The sequence below is a fragment of the Tardiphaga sp. 813_E8_N1_3 genome (genome assembly GCF_051811025.1).
Taxonomy (GTDB): Bacteria; Pseudomonadota; Alphaproteobacteria; order Rhizobiales; family Xanthobacteraceae; genus Tardiphaga.
This window is the reverse complement of record NZ_JBPWQE010000001.1, coordinates 5,999,415-6,013,354: the sequence shown is the minus strand read 5'-3', so window position 1 is coordinate 6,013,354 and position 13,940 is coordinate 5,999,415. Positions and strand designations below refer to the sequence as shown.

The following is a 13,940-nucleotide window of genomic DNA, read 5'->3' as shown; positions in this document are numbered from 1 at the left end:
CATCGACGATGACCAGGCCGTGCATGAAGGCACGCGCTTCGCGCTGAGCGATTACACCCTGAACGGCCAGTCGCTGGAAATCCTGTCGGCCTATTCCGCTGCGGAAGGCCAGGCCCTGATGCGCGAGCATACGGATATCGCGGCCGTGCTGCTCGACGTCATCATGGAGACCGACGCGGCGGGCCTCGAACTGGTCGAGTTCATCCGCAACGAGCTGCACAACGAGACGGTGCGCATCATCCTGCGCACCGGCCAGCCAGGTCAGGCGCCGGAGCGCCGCGTCATCGTCGACTACGACATCAACGACTACAAGGCGAAGACCGAACTGACCGCCGACAAGCTTTTCACCTCGCTGACGGCCGCGCTGCGCAGCTATCAGCAGCTCGAGCGCATGGTGCAGACACGGCGTGGCCTCGAAATCATCATCGACGCGGCCTCGACGCTCTACGATTTCAAGTCGATGCAGCGGCTCGCCGAAGGCGTGCTGACGCAGATCGCGTCACTGCTGAACGTCGATTGCGCGGGCATTCTGGTGCTGCGCGATGGCGGCGTTGTCGGCGACGACTATGCCGTCCTCGCCGGATCGGGCTGCTACAGCCGCTTCATGGGTACCGCCACCTCGCAGTCGCTCGATCCGGACCTGCGCCTGATGGTCGAAGAGGCTTTCAAGCGCCGCAAGCATGACTTCGCCGACCATCGGACGGCGCTCTATATTCGCACCGGTAGCGGCCGCGAGGTTGTCGTGCTGCTGCAGGCAGAGCGGCCATTGTCGGAGACCGATCGCTCGCTGGTGGAGATCTTCGGCAGCCGGTTGTCCATCGCCTTCGACAACGTGATCCTCTACCAGCAACTGCACGAGGCCAATACACAGTTGGAAGACCGCGTGGCGCAGCGCACCCGCGCCCTGATGCAGGCCAATCGCCGGCTTTCCGCGCAGTGGCTGCGGCTGCAGCGCGCCAACGGCTTCAAGAACGAGATTCTGGGCACCGTCGCCCATGACCTGAAGAATCCACTCGGCGTGATCCTCGGCCGCACCGAGATGCTGACCGAATTGATATCGGCGGGATCGCCGAAGGAGAACGTCTCCGCGCAAGTCGATCACATCCGTGACGCCACCAAGCGACTGACCTCGATGGTCGATCACCTGATCTCCGATGCCATGGCGGACGCTTTCGATATCACCATCCGCCGTGAGCCGGTCGATCTGGCGACGCTGGTCCGGGACGTTGCGGAAGCGAACCGGCCGTCTGCCGTGAACAAGCAGCAGGATCTCTCCGTCTCGGCGCCGGAGCACCACGATCTCACCATGTGCGATGCCGACCGGATGCGCGAAGCGATCGACAATCTCGTCAGCAACGCCATCAAATACAGCCCCATCGGCGGCAAGATCGCGCTGCTCATCGCGGGCGACGCCGATTATGTCCGCATCAGCATCAGCGACGAAGGTCCCGGCCTGTCGCCGGAAGATCTCGACCGTCTGTTTGGCCGTTTCCAGCGGCTTTCAGCCAAGCCGACCGGTGGTGAAAGTTCGACCGGCCTCGGCCTGTCGATCGTCAAACGCATCATCGACATGCATGGCGGCGAGGTAAATGCAGACAGTCCAGGTCCCGGCCAGGGCGCAATCTTCACCATCCTGCTGCCAGCCACTACCGAGGGCCTGTCATGAGCCAGAGCCCACATATCGTCATCGTCGACGACGAAGCGCCCGCCCGCGAGATGGTGGGCGACTATCTCAAGATGCACGGCTTTGCCGTGACCCTGTGCGACGGCGGCAAGAGCCTGCGCAGCGAGATCGAGACCAAGGTGCCGGATCTCGTGGTGCTCGACCTCAATATGCCCGAGGAAGACGGGCTCTCGATCATCCGTGACCTCAAGAGCCGCATCAATGTGCCGGTGATCATGCTCACCGCCACCGCCAGCCCCATCGACCGTGTCGTCGGCCTCGAGCTCGGCGCCGACGATTACATCGCCAAGCCCTGCGAACTTCGCGAATTGATGGCGCGCATCCGCTCGGTCTTGCGCCGAAGCACGCCGGTGAAGGGCGCAGCCGCTGATGCAACGCCTGCCAAGGAGAGCAAGGATCATCTCGTGCGCTTCGGCACGAAATGGCTCGATCTGGAAGCGCAGGCCCTGCGCGATGACGAGGGCAACGAACATCCGCTGACGGCCTCTGAATTTGGCCTGCTCAAGGTGTTCGCCGCGAATCCGAAGCGCGTGCTTTCGCGCGAACGGTTGCTCGAACTGGCCAATGCCCGCGACGCCGAGGCTTTCGACCGGGCGGTTGATCTGCGGATCATGCGAATCCGCCGCAAAATCGAACCCGATCCGACAAAGCCCGCCGTGATCCGTACAATTCGCGGCGGGGGCTATTTGTTCTCCCCGGCAGGCGAGAAGGCCTGAGCACTCCTTTTAGAATCTATCTCATTCAAGTTGCACGCATTTCACCTCTGAATGTTTCGTCGCCACCCCTGCGACGAAACAATTCTCCGGTTCCATGAAACCATTTTCCGCTTTTGAAGCAGACGCCCTGAAACTTGGGCTCCTTAACAATCCTCCCAACGAAGCCGCTACGCGGTCTCTTACGGGAGTTAGTCATGCAGAACGTCATCGCCCTCAATGCCGCCGGTCAGCAGGGTATCATTACGGCCCGCGCCACCTCGGACGAGATGCTGCTGGAGAATATCGCCAGCGGCGACCGCACAGCGATGCACACGCTTTATGCCCGGCACAATGTGCGGGTCTATCGCTTCGTTCTCCGCATGCTGCGTGACACGTCAGCGGCGGAAGATCTGGTCAGTCAGGTATTCCTCGATGTGTGGCGGACCGCCAGCCAGTTCGAAGGCCGCTCGCAGGTCTCCACCTGGTTGTTGTCGATCGCACGCTTCAAGGCACTGACCGCGCTGCGCCAGCGTAAATATGAAGACATCGACCAGGACGATGTCATGGAAATCGCCGACCAGGCCGATACACCTGAGGCATCGCTCGATCGCAGCCGGACCAGCGCCATTCTTCGCGCCTGTGTCGCCAAGCTGTCGCCGGCGCATCGCGAGATCGTCAACCTCGTCTATTATCATGAGAAGTCAGTGGAAGAGGCCGCCGGCCTGATCGGTATCCCCGCGTCGACGGTGAAAACGCGCATGTTCTACGCCCGCAAGCAGCTCGCCGATCTCCTGAAGACCGCCGGCATCGACAGCATCGCAGCGTAATCCGCCGCGATTCCTTTGCTCCAACGTTCCAGACTTCAGTTCGCGTAAACCTCCCCACCTCCAGCGACCCGGACGGGATGCCCCCTTCCGGGTCGCATTTTGTTTTGAGCTCCGGCTTTGTCATCGTCAGCAGTCGCACGAACTTCCGCATCGACCTGCGCAATACATCTGACAAAATTGGACAAATTGTCTACGAGTCCAACGGCGAACGCCAATGTGGGCAGATGGACAGCCTTTTCAAGACGTTGCCGAATGCGGGTGGTCAACTAACGAAAGATCTCGCACAGTTTCGCCCGCGCGCTCTGCATGATAGAACACATCCAGACTACACATGGACGGATGCAGATGTTCGAAGGCTTTGACCCTGTCATACTAGCCCGAGCGCAATTTGCGTTCACGATGTCATTTCACATCATCTTTCCCGCGTTCTCGATCGGACTCGCCAGCTATCTCGCCGTGCTCGAGGCACTCTGGCTGTGGACCGGGCGCGACGTCTTCCTCAACCTGTTCAATTACTGGCTCAAGATCTTCGCCGTTGCTTTCGGCATGGGCGTGGTCTCGGGCATCGTGATGTCCTACCAGTTCGGCACCAACTGGTCGGCCTTCTCCGACAAGGCAGGACCGATCATCGGCCCGCTGATGGCCTATGAAGTCCTCACCGCCTTCTTCCTTGAGGCTGGCTTTCTTGGCGTCATGCTGTTCGGCCTCAAGCGCGTCGGTCCAAGGCTGCATTTCTTCGCTACGCTGATGGTTGCGATCGGCACGCTGTTTTCGGCGTTCTGGATCCTCTCCGCGAATTCCTGGATGCAAACACCGGCCGGCTATAGCGTCAACGCTGCCGGCCAGTTCGTTGCCGCCGATTGGTGGAAAGTGATCTTCAATCCGTCCTTCCCCTATCGGCTCGTCCATATGGTTCTCGCGGCCTATCTCACAACGGCTTTCGTGGTCGGCGCTGTCGGCGCCTGGCATCTCCTCAAGGACTCGCGCCTGCCGGGCCCGCGCGTGATGTTCTCCATGGCGATGTGGATGGCGACACTGGTCGCGCCGCTGCAGATCCTCGCCGGCGATCAGCACGGCCTCAACACGCTCGAGCACCAGCCGACCAAGATCATGGCCATGGAAGGCCATTTCGAGAGCCATCCCCATGGTGCGCCGCTGATCCTGTTCGGCCTCCCCAGCGAGACCGAAGGCAGAGTGAACTATGCCATCGAGATCCCCAAGCTGGGATCGCTGATCCTGAAGCACGATCCGAATGCACCGATGGCCGGCCTCGACACCGTTCCGCGCGAGAACTGGCCGCCGGTGCCGGTGACCTTCTGGTCGTTCCGCATCATGGTCGGCATCGGCTTCCTGATGCTGGGGCTGGGTCTGCTGAGCCTTTTCATGCGCTTCCGCGGCAAGTTCTATGAGTCGCGTTTGCTGCACAGCTTTGCGCTCGCGATGGGCCCGGCGGGCTTCATCGCCGTGCTGGCCGGATGGGTGACCACCGAAACGGGGCGTCAACCCTTCACGGTGTACGGCCTACTGCGGACCAGCGATTCGGCTTCGCCACTGGCGGCGCCAGCCGTTGCGTCGTCGCTGATCGCCTTCGCCATCGTCTATTTCTTGGTCTTCGCCGCTGGCACGATCTATCTGCTCCGGCTCATGGCCGTGCCGCCACATCATGATGAGCAAGGCCCGGCCGGGAACGTCCCGAGTCGCGCAGCGGGCATTACCCCGGCTGTGGGCGCAACCGCATCGGGGCGCGCGTCATGATCGATATCGCGGTCGTCTGGGCCTTCATCATCGCCTTTGCCGTGTTCGTCTATGTCGTGATGGACGGCTTCGATCTCGGCCTCGGCATGCTGTTTCCACTCTTCCCGAAGAAGGAAGACCGTGACGTCATGATGAACTCGGTCGCCCCGGTCTGGGACGGCAACGAGACCTGGCTGGTGCTCGGCGGCGGCGGCCTGATGGCGGCGTTTCCGCTGGCCTATGCGGTGCTGATGCCGGCATTGTATACGCCGATGATCGTGATGCTGCTCGGCCTCGTGTTTCGCGGTGTCGCTTTCGAATTCCGCTGGCGCACCACGCGCGAGCGAAATCTCTGGGACATCGCCTTCGCCGGCGGATCGCTGATGGCCACACTGGCGCAGGGCGTGGCGCTCGGCGCTATCCTGCAAGGCATCGTCGTCAACGGCCGGCACTATGGCGGCGGCTGGTGGGACTGGCTGACACCGTTCAGTGTCCTGACCGGTCTCGCACTGATGGCCGGCTATGGCCTGCTCGGCGCCACCTGGCTGGTGCTGAAGACCGAAGGCGCACTGCGCGATCAGGCCTATCGGCTGAGCTGGTGGCTTCTATTCGCCATGCTCGCCGCCATCGGTCTCGTCAGCATCGCGACGCCATTTCTGGATGCCGAATATGCGCGGCGCTGGTTCGCCTGGCCCAACATCATCCTGACGGCGCCGGTGCCGATTGCGGTTGCTGCCATCACAGCGCTCTTGATGCGCAGCCTCGCGGCCAAACAGGATTACCGGCCGTTCTTCCTGTCGCTGGCGCTGTTCGCGCTGTCCTATGCCGGATTGGGCATCAGCATGTGGCCCTATATCGTGCCGCGCAGCATCACCATCTGGCAGGCCGCGTCACCCGACAACAGCCTGCATTTCATGAGCTACGGCGTCGCCGTGCTGGTTCCCATCATCCTCGGCTACACCGCCTGGGCCTATTACGTGTTTCGCGGCAAGGTCCGCGCCGGCGCGGGCTATCACTGATGACACCTGCGTCGCAGCAAAAGCCCGTCCCTTCAGACAAGCGCCCGCTGATGCAGCGCCTGTTGTGGTTTGTTGCGCTGTGGCTGGGCGGCGTCGCCAGTGTGACCCTCGTCAGCTACGTGCTGCGACTGTGGATCGCACCGAAATAGACGCGGTGACCTTTAATCAAATCGTCACCCGCGGACGGCAAATATGCCTGCGACTCACGGCGTCCGCGCGCGGACCGTCGCCATGCCCGCTGATTTCATGGTTCCCGTGATTTGGCTGGGATGATACAGAATATCGGACGCGAAACCGGAGATGCCTGCGATGATCAACATCCGCCGCCTGCTTGGCTTTCAGCTCGTCGCCGCAGCCAGCCTGATGTTGTCGATCACGCAAGGCCTCGCCCAGCAGCCGCGTCCGGATGTCGGCGACGAGCCCGGGCTGATTGCTGACGACTCCGTTCAGCTTGAACCGGAATTTCAGAAGCAGATGGTGCTGTACCGCACCACCGAAGCGCCGGGCACCATCATCATCGCGACCTCGGAACGCCATCTCTATGTGGTGCAAGGCAATGGCCGCGCGCTGCGTTACGGCATCGGCGTCGGCCGCGACGGCTTCCAGTGGCAGGGCCTCTTGAAGATCTCACGCAAGGCGGAATGGCCGGACTGGACGCCGCCGCCGGAAATGATCGCGCGCCAACCCTATCTGCCGCGCTTCATGGCAGGCGGGCCCGGCAATCCGCTCGGCGCCCGCGCGCTCTATCTCGGCGCCACCGTCTATCGCATCCACGGCACCAACCGGCCCGACACCATCGGCACCGCCGTGTCGTCCGGTTGCTTCCGCCTGGTCAATGCGGATGTCGCCGACCTCTATGAGAGGATCCCGGTGGGCACCAAGGTCATCGTACGGCAGAAGCCTGAAATCTGATCCTGCGCGTGATCGCGCAACTCCAGTTTTTCTCTGACATACCTTTCACCGACGATGGGGCGGACTTCGCATGGGGATGAAGCGGACTTTCACGACCGGGCTGGCCATCGGTCTGGTGGTTGCCACTGCAGTGGCTGCGGCTGCGATCACCTATGAGCGCTACGACACCAAGACGCTGAAGCGCACGGTCAAGCGTGACGCCGTCTTGTGCGGCGTCAATACCGGACTGCCCGGCTTCTCGTCGCCGGATGCGCAGGGCACATGGACCGGCTTCGATGTCGACTTCTGCCGCGCCGTCGCCGCCGCGATCTTCAACGATCCGAAGAAGGTGACTTTCGTCCCGCTGGACGCCTCCGATCGCTTCAAGGAGCTGCAGAGCCGTAAGGTCGATATCCTGTCGCGCAACTCCACCTGGAGCATGTCGCGCGAAACCAATTACGATCTCTATTTCCCCGCCGTATCCTATTATGACGGCCAGGGCTTCATGGTGCCGAAGTCCCGCAAGATCGATTCCGCGCTGGAACTCGATGGCAGCAAGGTTTGCGTCCAGGACGGCACCACGACGGTGCTGAACCTTGCCGATTACTTCCGCAGCAACAACATCAAATACACCGAAATGAAGTTCCCGAAGCTGGACGATGTCCTCAAGGCCTATAATTCCGGCCAGTGCGACACCTTCACGGCGGATGCTTCGCAGCTCTATGCGCTGCGCCTGACCATGAGCAAGCCCGACGACCACCTGATCCTGCCCGACGTCATCTCCAAGGAACCGCTGGCTCCGGTCGTGCGCCAGCGTGACGACGACTGGATGATGATCGTGAAGTGGACGCTCTACGCCATGATCAATGCCGAAGAGCTCGGCATCACCTCGAAAAACATTGATGAAGCCCTGAAGTCCAAGAAGCCCGACGTGATGCGTCTGGTCGGCACCGAAGGCGCTTACGGTGAGGACCTCAGCCTCCCGAAGGACTGGGCTGCCCGCATCATCCGCCATGTCGGCAATTATGGTGAAGTCTATGACCGCAATATCGGCGAAGGCTCGAAGCTGAAGATTCCGCGGGGCCTCAACCAGATCTGGAGCGCAGGCGGCATCCAATACGCGCCGCCGATCAGATAGTTTTTCTAACCTCTCCCCGCAAAAAGCGGGGAGAGGTTAGAACGCCGGCCTCAATAATTCTTCAGCCGCGCCAGTTGGTCCGCGTGATAATTGCTGTCGCCCAGTAATTCCTGACAGACCCGCGCGCGCTTCATGAAGAAGCCGATGTCGAACTGGTCGGTCATGCCCATGCCGCCATGCATCTGCACGCCTTCCTGCACGGCGAGCGTTGCCGTGGTGCCGGCCTTGGCCTTGGCGACGGCAATCGCGGCCGGCGCGGTCGGCGCACCATCATCAATGAGCTGCAGCGCTTTCAGCACGGCTGCACGCGTCACCTCGATCTCGGTATAGAGATGCGCGGCGCGATGCTGCAGCGCCTGGAATTCGCCGATCAGCTTGCCGAACTGCTTGCGCTCCTTGAGATAGGTCACGGTGCGGCCGAACACTTCGTCTGACAGGCCGACCATCTCCGCCGCGACAGCGCCGCGGCCGATATTCAGCACGCCGTCCAGCAACGCGCCGCCCTGATCGACATCGCCGAGCACGCCGTCGGCCGTGACCTCGACATTCTCGAACGTGATCCGCGCTGCATTGTGCGAATCCACCATCGCGGTGCGCTCGAGCGCGATACCCTTGGCCTTCGGATCGACCAGAAACAGCGTGAGGCCGTCGCGCTCACCCGGCGCGCCTGCGCTGCGTGCCGCGACGATCAGGAGATCGGCGGTGTGGCCATCCACGACGAAGGCCTTCGCACCGTTCAGCTTGAAGCCGTTGCCGGAGCGCGCGGCCTTCATGGCCGTCTGCAGCGGGCGATGCTTCGCGCCTTCATCGATCGCCAGCGCCGCCAGCAGCGCGCCATTGGCGATCTTTGTCAGATATTCCGACTTCTGCGCATCGCTGCCTCGATTCAGCGCCGAAACGCCCAGCACAGCCGTGGAGAAGAATGGCGACGGCATCAGCGTGCGGCCGATCTCCTCCATTACCACGCCGGCCTCGACGGCGCCGAGCCCGCTGCCGCCGAACGCTTCCGGCACCAGCAATCCGGCAAATCCCATTTCGGAAAACGCGCGCCAGTAGTCGCGCGAGAATCCGGTCGCATCCTTGGCATCGCGCAGCTGCCGGAAATGGCTGACCGGCGCCTTGTCGCCGATGAAGCCGCGGGCGCTGTCGCGCAGCATGGTCTGTTCTTCGTTGAGGAGGAGAGGCATGGGTGTGATCCGGTTGTTCGTTGATTGGCTGCGCGCCGAATGAGATGGTCGTCATGCCCGGCATATGCCGGGTAACCACGCCTTGTTGCGAAGGAGGATGTGGATGGCCGGGTCAAACCCGGTCATGACAGCTGAGAAGGCTTACGCCCCCGGCAAATCCAGAATGCGTTTGGCGACAATCCCCAGCATCACCTCGCTGGTGCCGCCTTCGATTGAATTCGCCTTGGTGCGCAGCCACGCACGCGGACGTGCGCCTTCATGCGAGCGCTGGCTTTCCCATTCCAGCGCATCGATGCCGCCTGATGACATCAGGATTTCATGGCGGCGCTTGTTGAGTTCGGTGCCGTAATATTTCATCGCCGACGAAAACGCGGGATGTGCCTGACCAGCTTTCGCCAGATCGACCGCGCGCTCTGCCGCACAGGCCAGTGCGGCCTCGTCGACTTCGAAACTTGCGATTTGTCCGCGCAGCATCGCATCGTCGAGGCGGCCCTGTTCGTCCGCCCCGATGGTGTCGGCAGCGACCTGGCCAAGCGGTCGGCCAGCGCCGCGCTCACCCATGCCGGAGATCATCGCGCGCTCATGCTGTAGCAGATATTTCGCAACGTCCCAGCCGCGATCGACGGTGCCGAGCACATGCGACTTCGGCACGCGGACATTGTCGAAGAAGGTTTCGCAGAATGGCGACTTGCCGGAGATCAACAGGATCGGCTTGGTCGAGACACCCTTCGACGCCATGTCGAACAGGATGAAGCTGATGCCGTCATGCTTCTTGCCGGACGCATCAGTGCGCACCAGGCAGAATATCCAGTCGGCGTAATTCGCGTAGGACGTCCAGATCTTCTGGCCGGTGATCAGATAATCATCGCCGTCGCTCTCGGCGCGCGTCTGCAACGAGGCCAGATCGGAGCCGGCATTGGGTTCGGAATAGCCCTGGCACCAGCGGATCAGGCCCGCAGCAATCTTCGGCAGATGCTCCTGCTTCTGGGCGTCGGTGCCATATTTAAGCAGCGCCGGCCCGAGCATGGAAATGCCGAACGATACCAGCGGCAAACGGGCCGAGATCGCAGCCATTTCCTGGCGCAGGATCTTCGTCTGTTCGCCGTCGAGTCCGCCACCGCCATATTCCTTTGGCCAATGCGGCACGGTCCAGCCCCTGTCGCGCATCCGTTCGAACCAGATCCGCTGCGGCTCGGATGAATATTTGGCATTACGACCGCCCCAGAACGTATCCTCGTCCGAACTCATCGGCTTACGCATCTCCGGTGGGCAATTGGCCTCAAGCCAGGCGCGCGTCTCGCTGCGAAATTGATCGAGATCCGACATCAGCGTTTCCATCCGTTTTGTGCGCGGGATGCCGAGCATCCGCAATGTTGTTGAGCGAAGCTTACTCGCCACTTCGTGGAATTCAATGGCCTGCTGCAAGGCGGAAGTAGTCAGGCTCGCCATTCCGGTGTATCGCCAGAAGACAACGAGCAAAAACACACGAGGAAACAACATGCGTCTCAAGTGGCTTTCGCCTGGCGAAATGTCTGCCGACCAGAAGTCCATCTATGACGAGTCGATCGCCAGCAAGCGCGGACGGCCGCCGGAGCCGATGATGGCTTGGCTCGCCAGCCCGAACATGGCCCGGCACGCGACCCGCCTCGGTGCGTTTCTGCGCTACGACACCACGCTGACACCCGCGCATGCCGAGCTGGCGATCCTCGTCACCGCGCGGCACTGGACCGCGCATTTCGAATGGTATGCGCACAAGAAGATGGCGCTCGATGGCGGCCTCGATCCCGCCATCATCGAAGACATCAAGAACCGTCGCACGCCGAGTTTCAGCGAGAAGAAGGCGCGGGTGATCTATGACGTCGCCCGGTCGCTGCACGAGGCGCAGGGTCTGTCCAAGCCGCTCTATGACGAAGCCACCGAGACCTTGGGCGCACAGGGCCTCGTCGAGATCATCGGCCTGTGCGGCTACTACACCATGGTCTCGATGACGCTGAACACCTACGAATTCGGCCTGCCGGACGGGCTAGTTTCGGAGCTTGCGTAGGCGATGCTCCCTGGGATGGGTAAAGCGCGACGAGACCCATCAATCCAATCCCCGGAAACGATGGGTTTCGCGAAGACGCTCTACCGATCCTTCGATCCCGTGACTAGATCGTCTTGAGCATTACGCAAATCAGGAGCTCCCACATGCCCGACCCAACCCCGCCGATCCCCGCAGGCACACGCATCGGGCATGTTCACCTGAAGGTCGCCGATCTCGACCGAGCGCTCGGCTTTTACCGCGACGTGCTCGGCTTTCAGGTCAAGCAGCGTTATGGCGATCAAGCCGTCTTCATCGCCGCCGGCGATTACCATCACCACATCGGCCTGAACACTTGGGAGAGCAAAGGCGGCCAGCCGCCGGCACCCGGCACCACAGGTCTTTTCCATACCGCGATCCTGTATCCGACCCGCGCGGCCCTGGCCGATGCCCTGCACCGCGTGCTCTCGGTCGGCATACAGCTTGACGGCGCCAGCGACCACGGCGTCAGCGAAGCGCTGTATCTGCGCGACCCCGACCAGAATGGCGTCGAACTATATTGGGATCGGCCGGAGGCGGACTGGCCACGCGACGCCAATGGCGGCATCGCGATGTTTACCAAGCGGCTGGACGTTGAGGAGCTGCTGAAGCAGCGGGTGAGCTAAACGCTCGACCTTCGCCGACAATTGGCGGTGGGTTACGGCTTCGCCTAATCCACCCTATGATACGGCGACTTTTCGCCCCCGCACCATGATCAACACGGCCGCGGCCACCTGCAACGCCATGCAGACATAGAACGGCACGGCATAGCTTCCCGACAGATCGCGCAGCCAGCCGACGATGCCCGGACCGAAAGCGTAAGTGACCTGGGTCGCCGCCGTGATCAGGCTGACCAGCACCCCGAACGAGCGCGCAGCAAATTCGCGCTGCACGATCAGCGCCGGCAGCGTGATGAGATTGCCAACCGAAAAGCCGAACAGCGCGCAGGCGAAGAACACCAGCGCCTCATTGCGCGAATTGATGACAATGGCGAGCGCGACGCCCTGACTGAGAAACGACAGCGCCGATGCCAGTCGCTGATTGAGCCGGTCGATCACTGTCGAGAACAAGACGCGGCCAACCACCGCCATCAGCGTCAGCAGCGATACCGCGGCCGCCGCGCGCTCCCGGCCGATCACCGGATCGAGAAACGAGATCAGGTGAACGATGAAACCAACCTGCGCAAACAATCCGAACGCGAAGGCAATCGTGAGCGTCAGGAACGCCACGTCACGCATCGCCTCCGCGCGAATCCGTGTCGACGATGGTGCGTTGGTTGTAGCAGCAACACCGTCCGGTGTGGCGGGTGCTGCGCGATGCGGCGGATGGCCGACGAAGATGATGATCACCGGGACGAGCAGCACAAGCATCGCGGTCGCTGCGGCAATCGTCGCGCCGCCAAAGCCGAAGGCGTTGCTCGCCGTCACCAGTAAAGGCACGCCGACGATGCCGCCGAAACTCGCGCCATTCAGCGCAAGGCTAATGGCCATGCCGCGCTTCTTGTCGAACCACAGACCGAGCGTGTTGGTGATCGCACCGAGGCTGGTGCCGGCCCATCCAAATGCGAGCAACACATTCACCGCATAGAGCTGCCAGGGCGACGTGATCTGTCCGAGCAGGATGGTGGCGAAAGCCATCACGCCGACACCGGCCAGCAAACAGTTACGCGGCCCGAGCGCACGCATCGCTTCGCTCACGAATGCGACCAGCAATGCGCCGACGAGATAGAAGAAGGTCGTGGCCGTTGCGATGGTCGAGGCCGGCCAGCCATGCACGCGCTGAAGTTCCGCGAGATAGACGCTCTGGCCATAGAAACCGAGCGCCCAGCCGAATGTCGCGAGCAGGAAACAAACACCGACGATACGCCAGCCGTCGTAACGAGCGGATGTCTCGTCGTTTACCTCGGGCTTCTTCGGCCCAGTCGGAGTCGCGTCCATTCCGGATCTGCTTTCATTACGTTTCGTCCATCATGCTGCTCTGCGACAACACGCCGCGCTGATGTACCACCGTGATTAGAATTAACCACCCGTTTTACGGGCCAAAACGCTTTTGGATTAACTTCACAATCAAGCCATTCAAATCTTCCCACCCTTGGCAGCTGCATTCGGCAGCGCCATATGGTATCGTGTTGGATATGGAGGATTTTGAACCGTGAATGCGCTCGCCGAAGTGACTGAACAGACCGACCGCTCGCTCCTGATTGTAGAGGATGACAAGCCGTTTCTGGAGCGTCTTTCGCGTGCAATGGAAACACGCGGCTTCACGGTCACGTCCTGCGACTCCGTTTCCGAAGGTCTCGCCCAGATCAGCAAATCAGCGCCCGCTTTTGCCGTAGTCGATCTTCGTCTCGGTGATGGCAACGGCCTCGATGTCGTATCGGCGCTGAAGCAGCAGCGTCCCGATGCGCGCGCCATCGTGCTCACCGGTTATGGCAACATCGCCACCGCCGTGACCGCAGTGAAGATGGGTGCCGTCGACTATCTGTCGAAACCGGCCGACGCCGACGACGTCGTTGCAGCGCTGCTTGCGATCGACAATGACAAGTCCGAACTGCCGAACAACCCGATGTCGGCCGACCGCGTGCGCTGGGAACACATCCAGCGCATCTATGAGATGTGCAATCGCAACGTCTCGGAGACCGCACGTCGTCTGAACATGCATCGCCGTACGCTGCAGCGGATTCTCGCCAAGCGCGCGCCGCGCTGA

The 13,940-nt window shown here is 61.8% G+C and carries 14 protein-coding genes; 11 read left to right on the top strand and 3 right to left on the bottom strand.

Annotated features, from left to right (window positions below):
* The first annotated feature begins 1 nt into the window (after window position 1).
* The 8 genes from AB8A33_RS28500 (at window position 2) to AB8A33_RS28465 (ending at window position 7,988) form a co-directional block, all read left to right on the top strand.
* Window positions 2–1,666, top strand: a complete 1,665-nt coding sequence (locus AB8A33_RS28500) for an ATP-binding response regulator (RefSeq protein ID WP_439095810.1) — start codon at window positions 2–4, stop codon at window positions 1,664–1,666.
* Window positions 1,663–2,400: a response regulator gene (locus tag AB8A33_RS28495; protein ID WP_439095809.1), complete on the top strand. Its 738-nt coding sequence runs from the start codon at window positions 1,663–1,665 to the stop codon at window positions 2,398–2,400. Before AB8A33_RS28500 ends, AB8A33_RS28495 begins: the two co-directional genes overlap by 4 nt.
* A gap of 194 nt (window positions 2,401–2,594) precedes the next feature.
* Entirely contained in the window at window positions 2,595–3,206 is a 612-nt protein-coding gene (locus tag AB8A33_RS28490) for a sigma-70 family RNA polymerase sigma factor (protein WP_439095808.1), read from the top strand.
* 345 nt (window positions 3,207–3,551) lie between these two features.
* Complete coding sequence (locus AB8A33_RS28485) at window positions 3,552–4,961, top strand: cytochrome ubiquinol oxidase subunit I (protein WP_439095807.1); 1,410 nt, start codon at window positions 3,552–3,554, stop codon at window positions 4,959–4,961.
* A complete protein-coding gene (cydB, locus tag AB8A33_RS28480; RefSeq protein ID WP_089263497.1) occupies window positions 4,958–5,959 on the top strand; it encodes a cytochrome d ubiquinol oxidase subunit II in 1,002 nt (333 codons plus the stop codon). Before AB8A33_RS28485 ends, cydB begins: the two co-directional genes overlap by 4 nt.
* Window positions 5,959–6,108 (top strand): DUF2474 domain-containing protein, encoded by a 150-nt coding sequence (locus AB8A33_RS28475; protein WP_120287497.1) that lies wholly within the window; start codon window positions 5,959–5,961, stop codon window positions 6,106–6,108. The genes cydB and AB8A33_RS28475 overlap by 1 nt, the downstream gene beginning before the upstream one ends.
* A gap of 160 nt (window positions 6,109–6,268) precedes the next feature.
* Window positions 6,269–6,871 carry a L,D-transpeptidase gene (locus tag AB8A33_RS28470; RefSeq protein ID WP_089263709.1) on the top strand — a complete coding sequence of 201 codons (603 nt, stop codon included), beginning with the start codon at window positions 6,269–6,271 and terminating at the stop codon, window positions 6,869–6,871.
* A 76-nt stretch (window positions 6,872–6,947) separates the two neighbouring features.
* Window positions 6,948–7,988: an amino acid ABC transporter substrate-binding protein gene (locus AB8A33_RS28465; RefSeq protein ID WP_439095806.1), complete on the top strand. Its 1,041-nt coding sequence runs from the start codon at window positions 6,948–6,950 to the stop codon at window positions 7,986–7,988.
* Between the two features lie 50 nt (window positions 7,989–8,038).
* On the opposite strand, the gene AB8A33_RS28460 is transcribed toward AB8A33_RS28465, so the two are convergent.
* Together AB8A33_RS28460 and AB8A33_RS28455 are read right to left on the bottom strand one after the other, a co-directional pair.
* Window positions 8,039–9,175: an acyl-CoA dehydrogenase family protein gene (locus tag AB8A33_RS28460; RefSeq protein ID WP_439095805.1), complete on the bottom strand. Its 1,137-nt coding sequence runs from the start codon at window positions 9,173–9,175 to the stop codon at window positions 8,039–8,041.
* Window positions 9,176–9,316: 141 nt separating this feature from the next.
* Window positions 9,317–10,501, bottom strand: coding sequence for an acyl-CoA dehydrogenase family protein (locus tag AB8A33_RS28455; RefSeq protein ID WP_439096093.1), 1,185 nt, complete (start codon window positions 10,499–10,501; stop codon window positions 9,317–9,319).
* A 172-nt stretch (window positions 10,502–10,673) separates the two neighbouring features.
* On the opposite strand from AB8A33_RS28455, the gene AB8A33_RS28450 reads away from it, so the two are divergent.
* Both AB8A33_RS28450 and AB8A33_RS28445 read left to right on the top strand, forming a co-directional pair.
* Window positions 10,674–11,219 (top strand): carboxymuconolactone decarboxylase family protein, encoded by a 546-nt coding sequence (locus AB8A33_RS28450; protein WP_439095804.1) that lies wholly within the window; start codon window positions 10,674–10,676, stop codon window positions 11,217–11,219.
* Window positions 11,220–11,362: 143 nt separating this feature from the next.
* Window positions 11,363–11,860 (top strand): VOC family protein, encoded by a 498-nt coding sequence (locus AB8A33_RS28445; protein WP_439095803.1) that lies wholly within the window; start codon window positions 11,363–11,365, stop codon window positions 11,858–11,860.
* 54 nt (window positions 11,861–11,914) lie between these two features.
* Here the strand turns inward: AB8A33_RS28445 and AB8A33_RS28440 are convergent, their stop codons facing one another.
* Entirely contained in the window at window positions 11,915–13,171 is a 1,257-nt protein-coding gene (locus tag AB8A33_RS28440; RefSeq protein ID WP_439095802.1) for an MFS transporter, read from the bottom strand.
* A gap of 214 nt (window positions 13,172–13,385) precedes the next feature.
* Here AB8A33_RS28440 and AB8A33_RS28435 point away from each other — a divergent pair, with 214 nt between their 5' ends.
* A complete protein-coding gene (locus AB8A33_RS28435; RefSeq protein WP_089263491.1) occupies window positions 13,386–13,940 on the top strand; it encodes an ActR/PrrA/RegA family redox response regulator transcription factor in 555 nt (184 codons plus the stop codon).

What these genes read in the sequence shown, in the direction of transcription:
- AB8A33_RS28495 (WP_439095809.1), top strand. Translation starts at nt 1,663, where the DNA reads ATGAGCCAGAGCCCACATATCGTCATCGTCGACGACGAAGCGCCCGCC.
- AB8A33_RS28490 (WP_439095808.1), top strand. Translation starts at nt 2,595, where the DNA reads ATGCAGAACGTCATCGCCCTCAATGCCGCCGGTCAGCAGGGTATCATT.
- AB8A33_RS28485 (WP_439095807.1), top strand. Translation starts at nt 3,552, where the DNA reads ATGTTCGAAGGCTTTGACCCTGTCATACTAGCCCGAGCGCAATTTGCG.
- cydB (WP_089263497.1), top strand. Translation starts at nt 4,958, where the DNA reads ATGATCGATATCGCGGTCGTCTGGGCCTTCATCATCGCCTTTGCCGTG.
- AB8A33_RS28475 (WP_120287497.1), top strand. Translation starts at nt 5,959, where the DNA reads ATGACACCTGCGTCGCAGCAAAAGCCCGTCCCTTCAGACAAGCGCCCG.
- AB8A33_RS28470 (WP_089263709.1), top strand. Translation starts at nt 6,269, where the DNA reads ATGATCAACATCCGCCGCCTGCTTGGCTTTCAGCTCGTCGCCGCAGCC.
- AB8A33_RS28465 (WP_439095806.1), top strand. Translation starts at nt 6,948, where the DNA reads ATGAAGCGGACTTTCACGACCGGGCTGGCCATCGGTCTGGTGGTTGCC.
- AB8A33_RS28460 (WP_439095805.1), bottom strand. Translation starts at nt 9,175, where the DNA reads ATGCCTCTCCTCCTCAACGAAGAACAGACCATGCTGCGCGACAGCGCC.
- AB8A33_RS28455 (WP_439096093.1), bottom strand. Translation starts at nt 10,501, where the DNA reads ATGTCGGATCTCGATCAATTTCGCAGCGAGACGCGCGCCTGGCTTGAG.
- AB8A33_RS28450 (WP_439095804.1), top strand. Translation starts at nt 10,674, where the DNA reads ATGCGTCTCAAGTGGCTTTCGCCTGGCGAAATGTCTGCCGACCAGAAG.
- AB8A33_RS28445 (WP_439095803.1), top strand. Translation starts at nt 11,363, where the DNA reads ATGCCCGACCCAACCCCGCCGATCCCCGCAGGCACACGCATCGGGCAT.
- AB8A33_RS28440 (WP_439095802.1), bottom strand. Translation starts at nt 13,171, where the DNA reads ATGGACGCGACTCCGACTGGGCCGAAGAAGCCCGAGGTAAACGACGAG.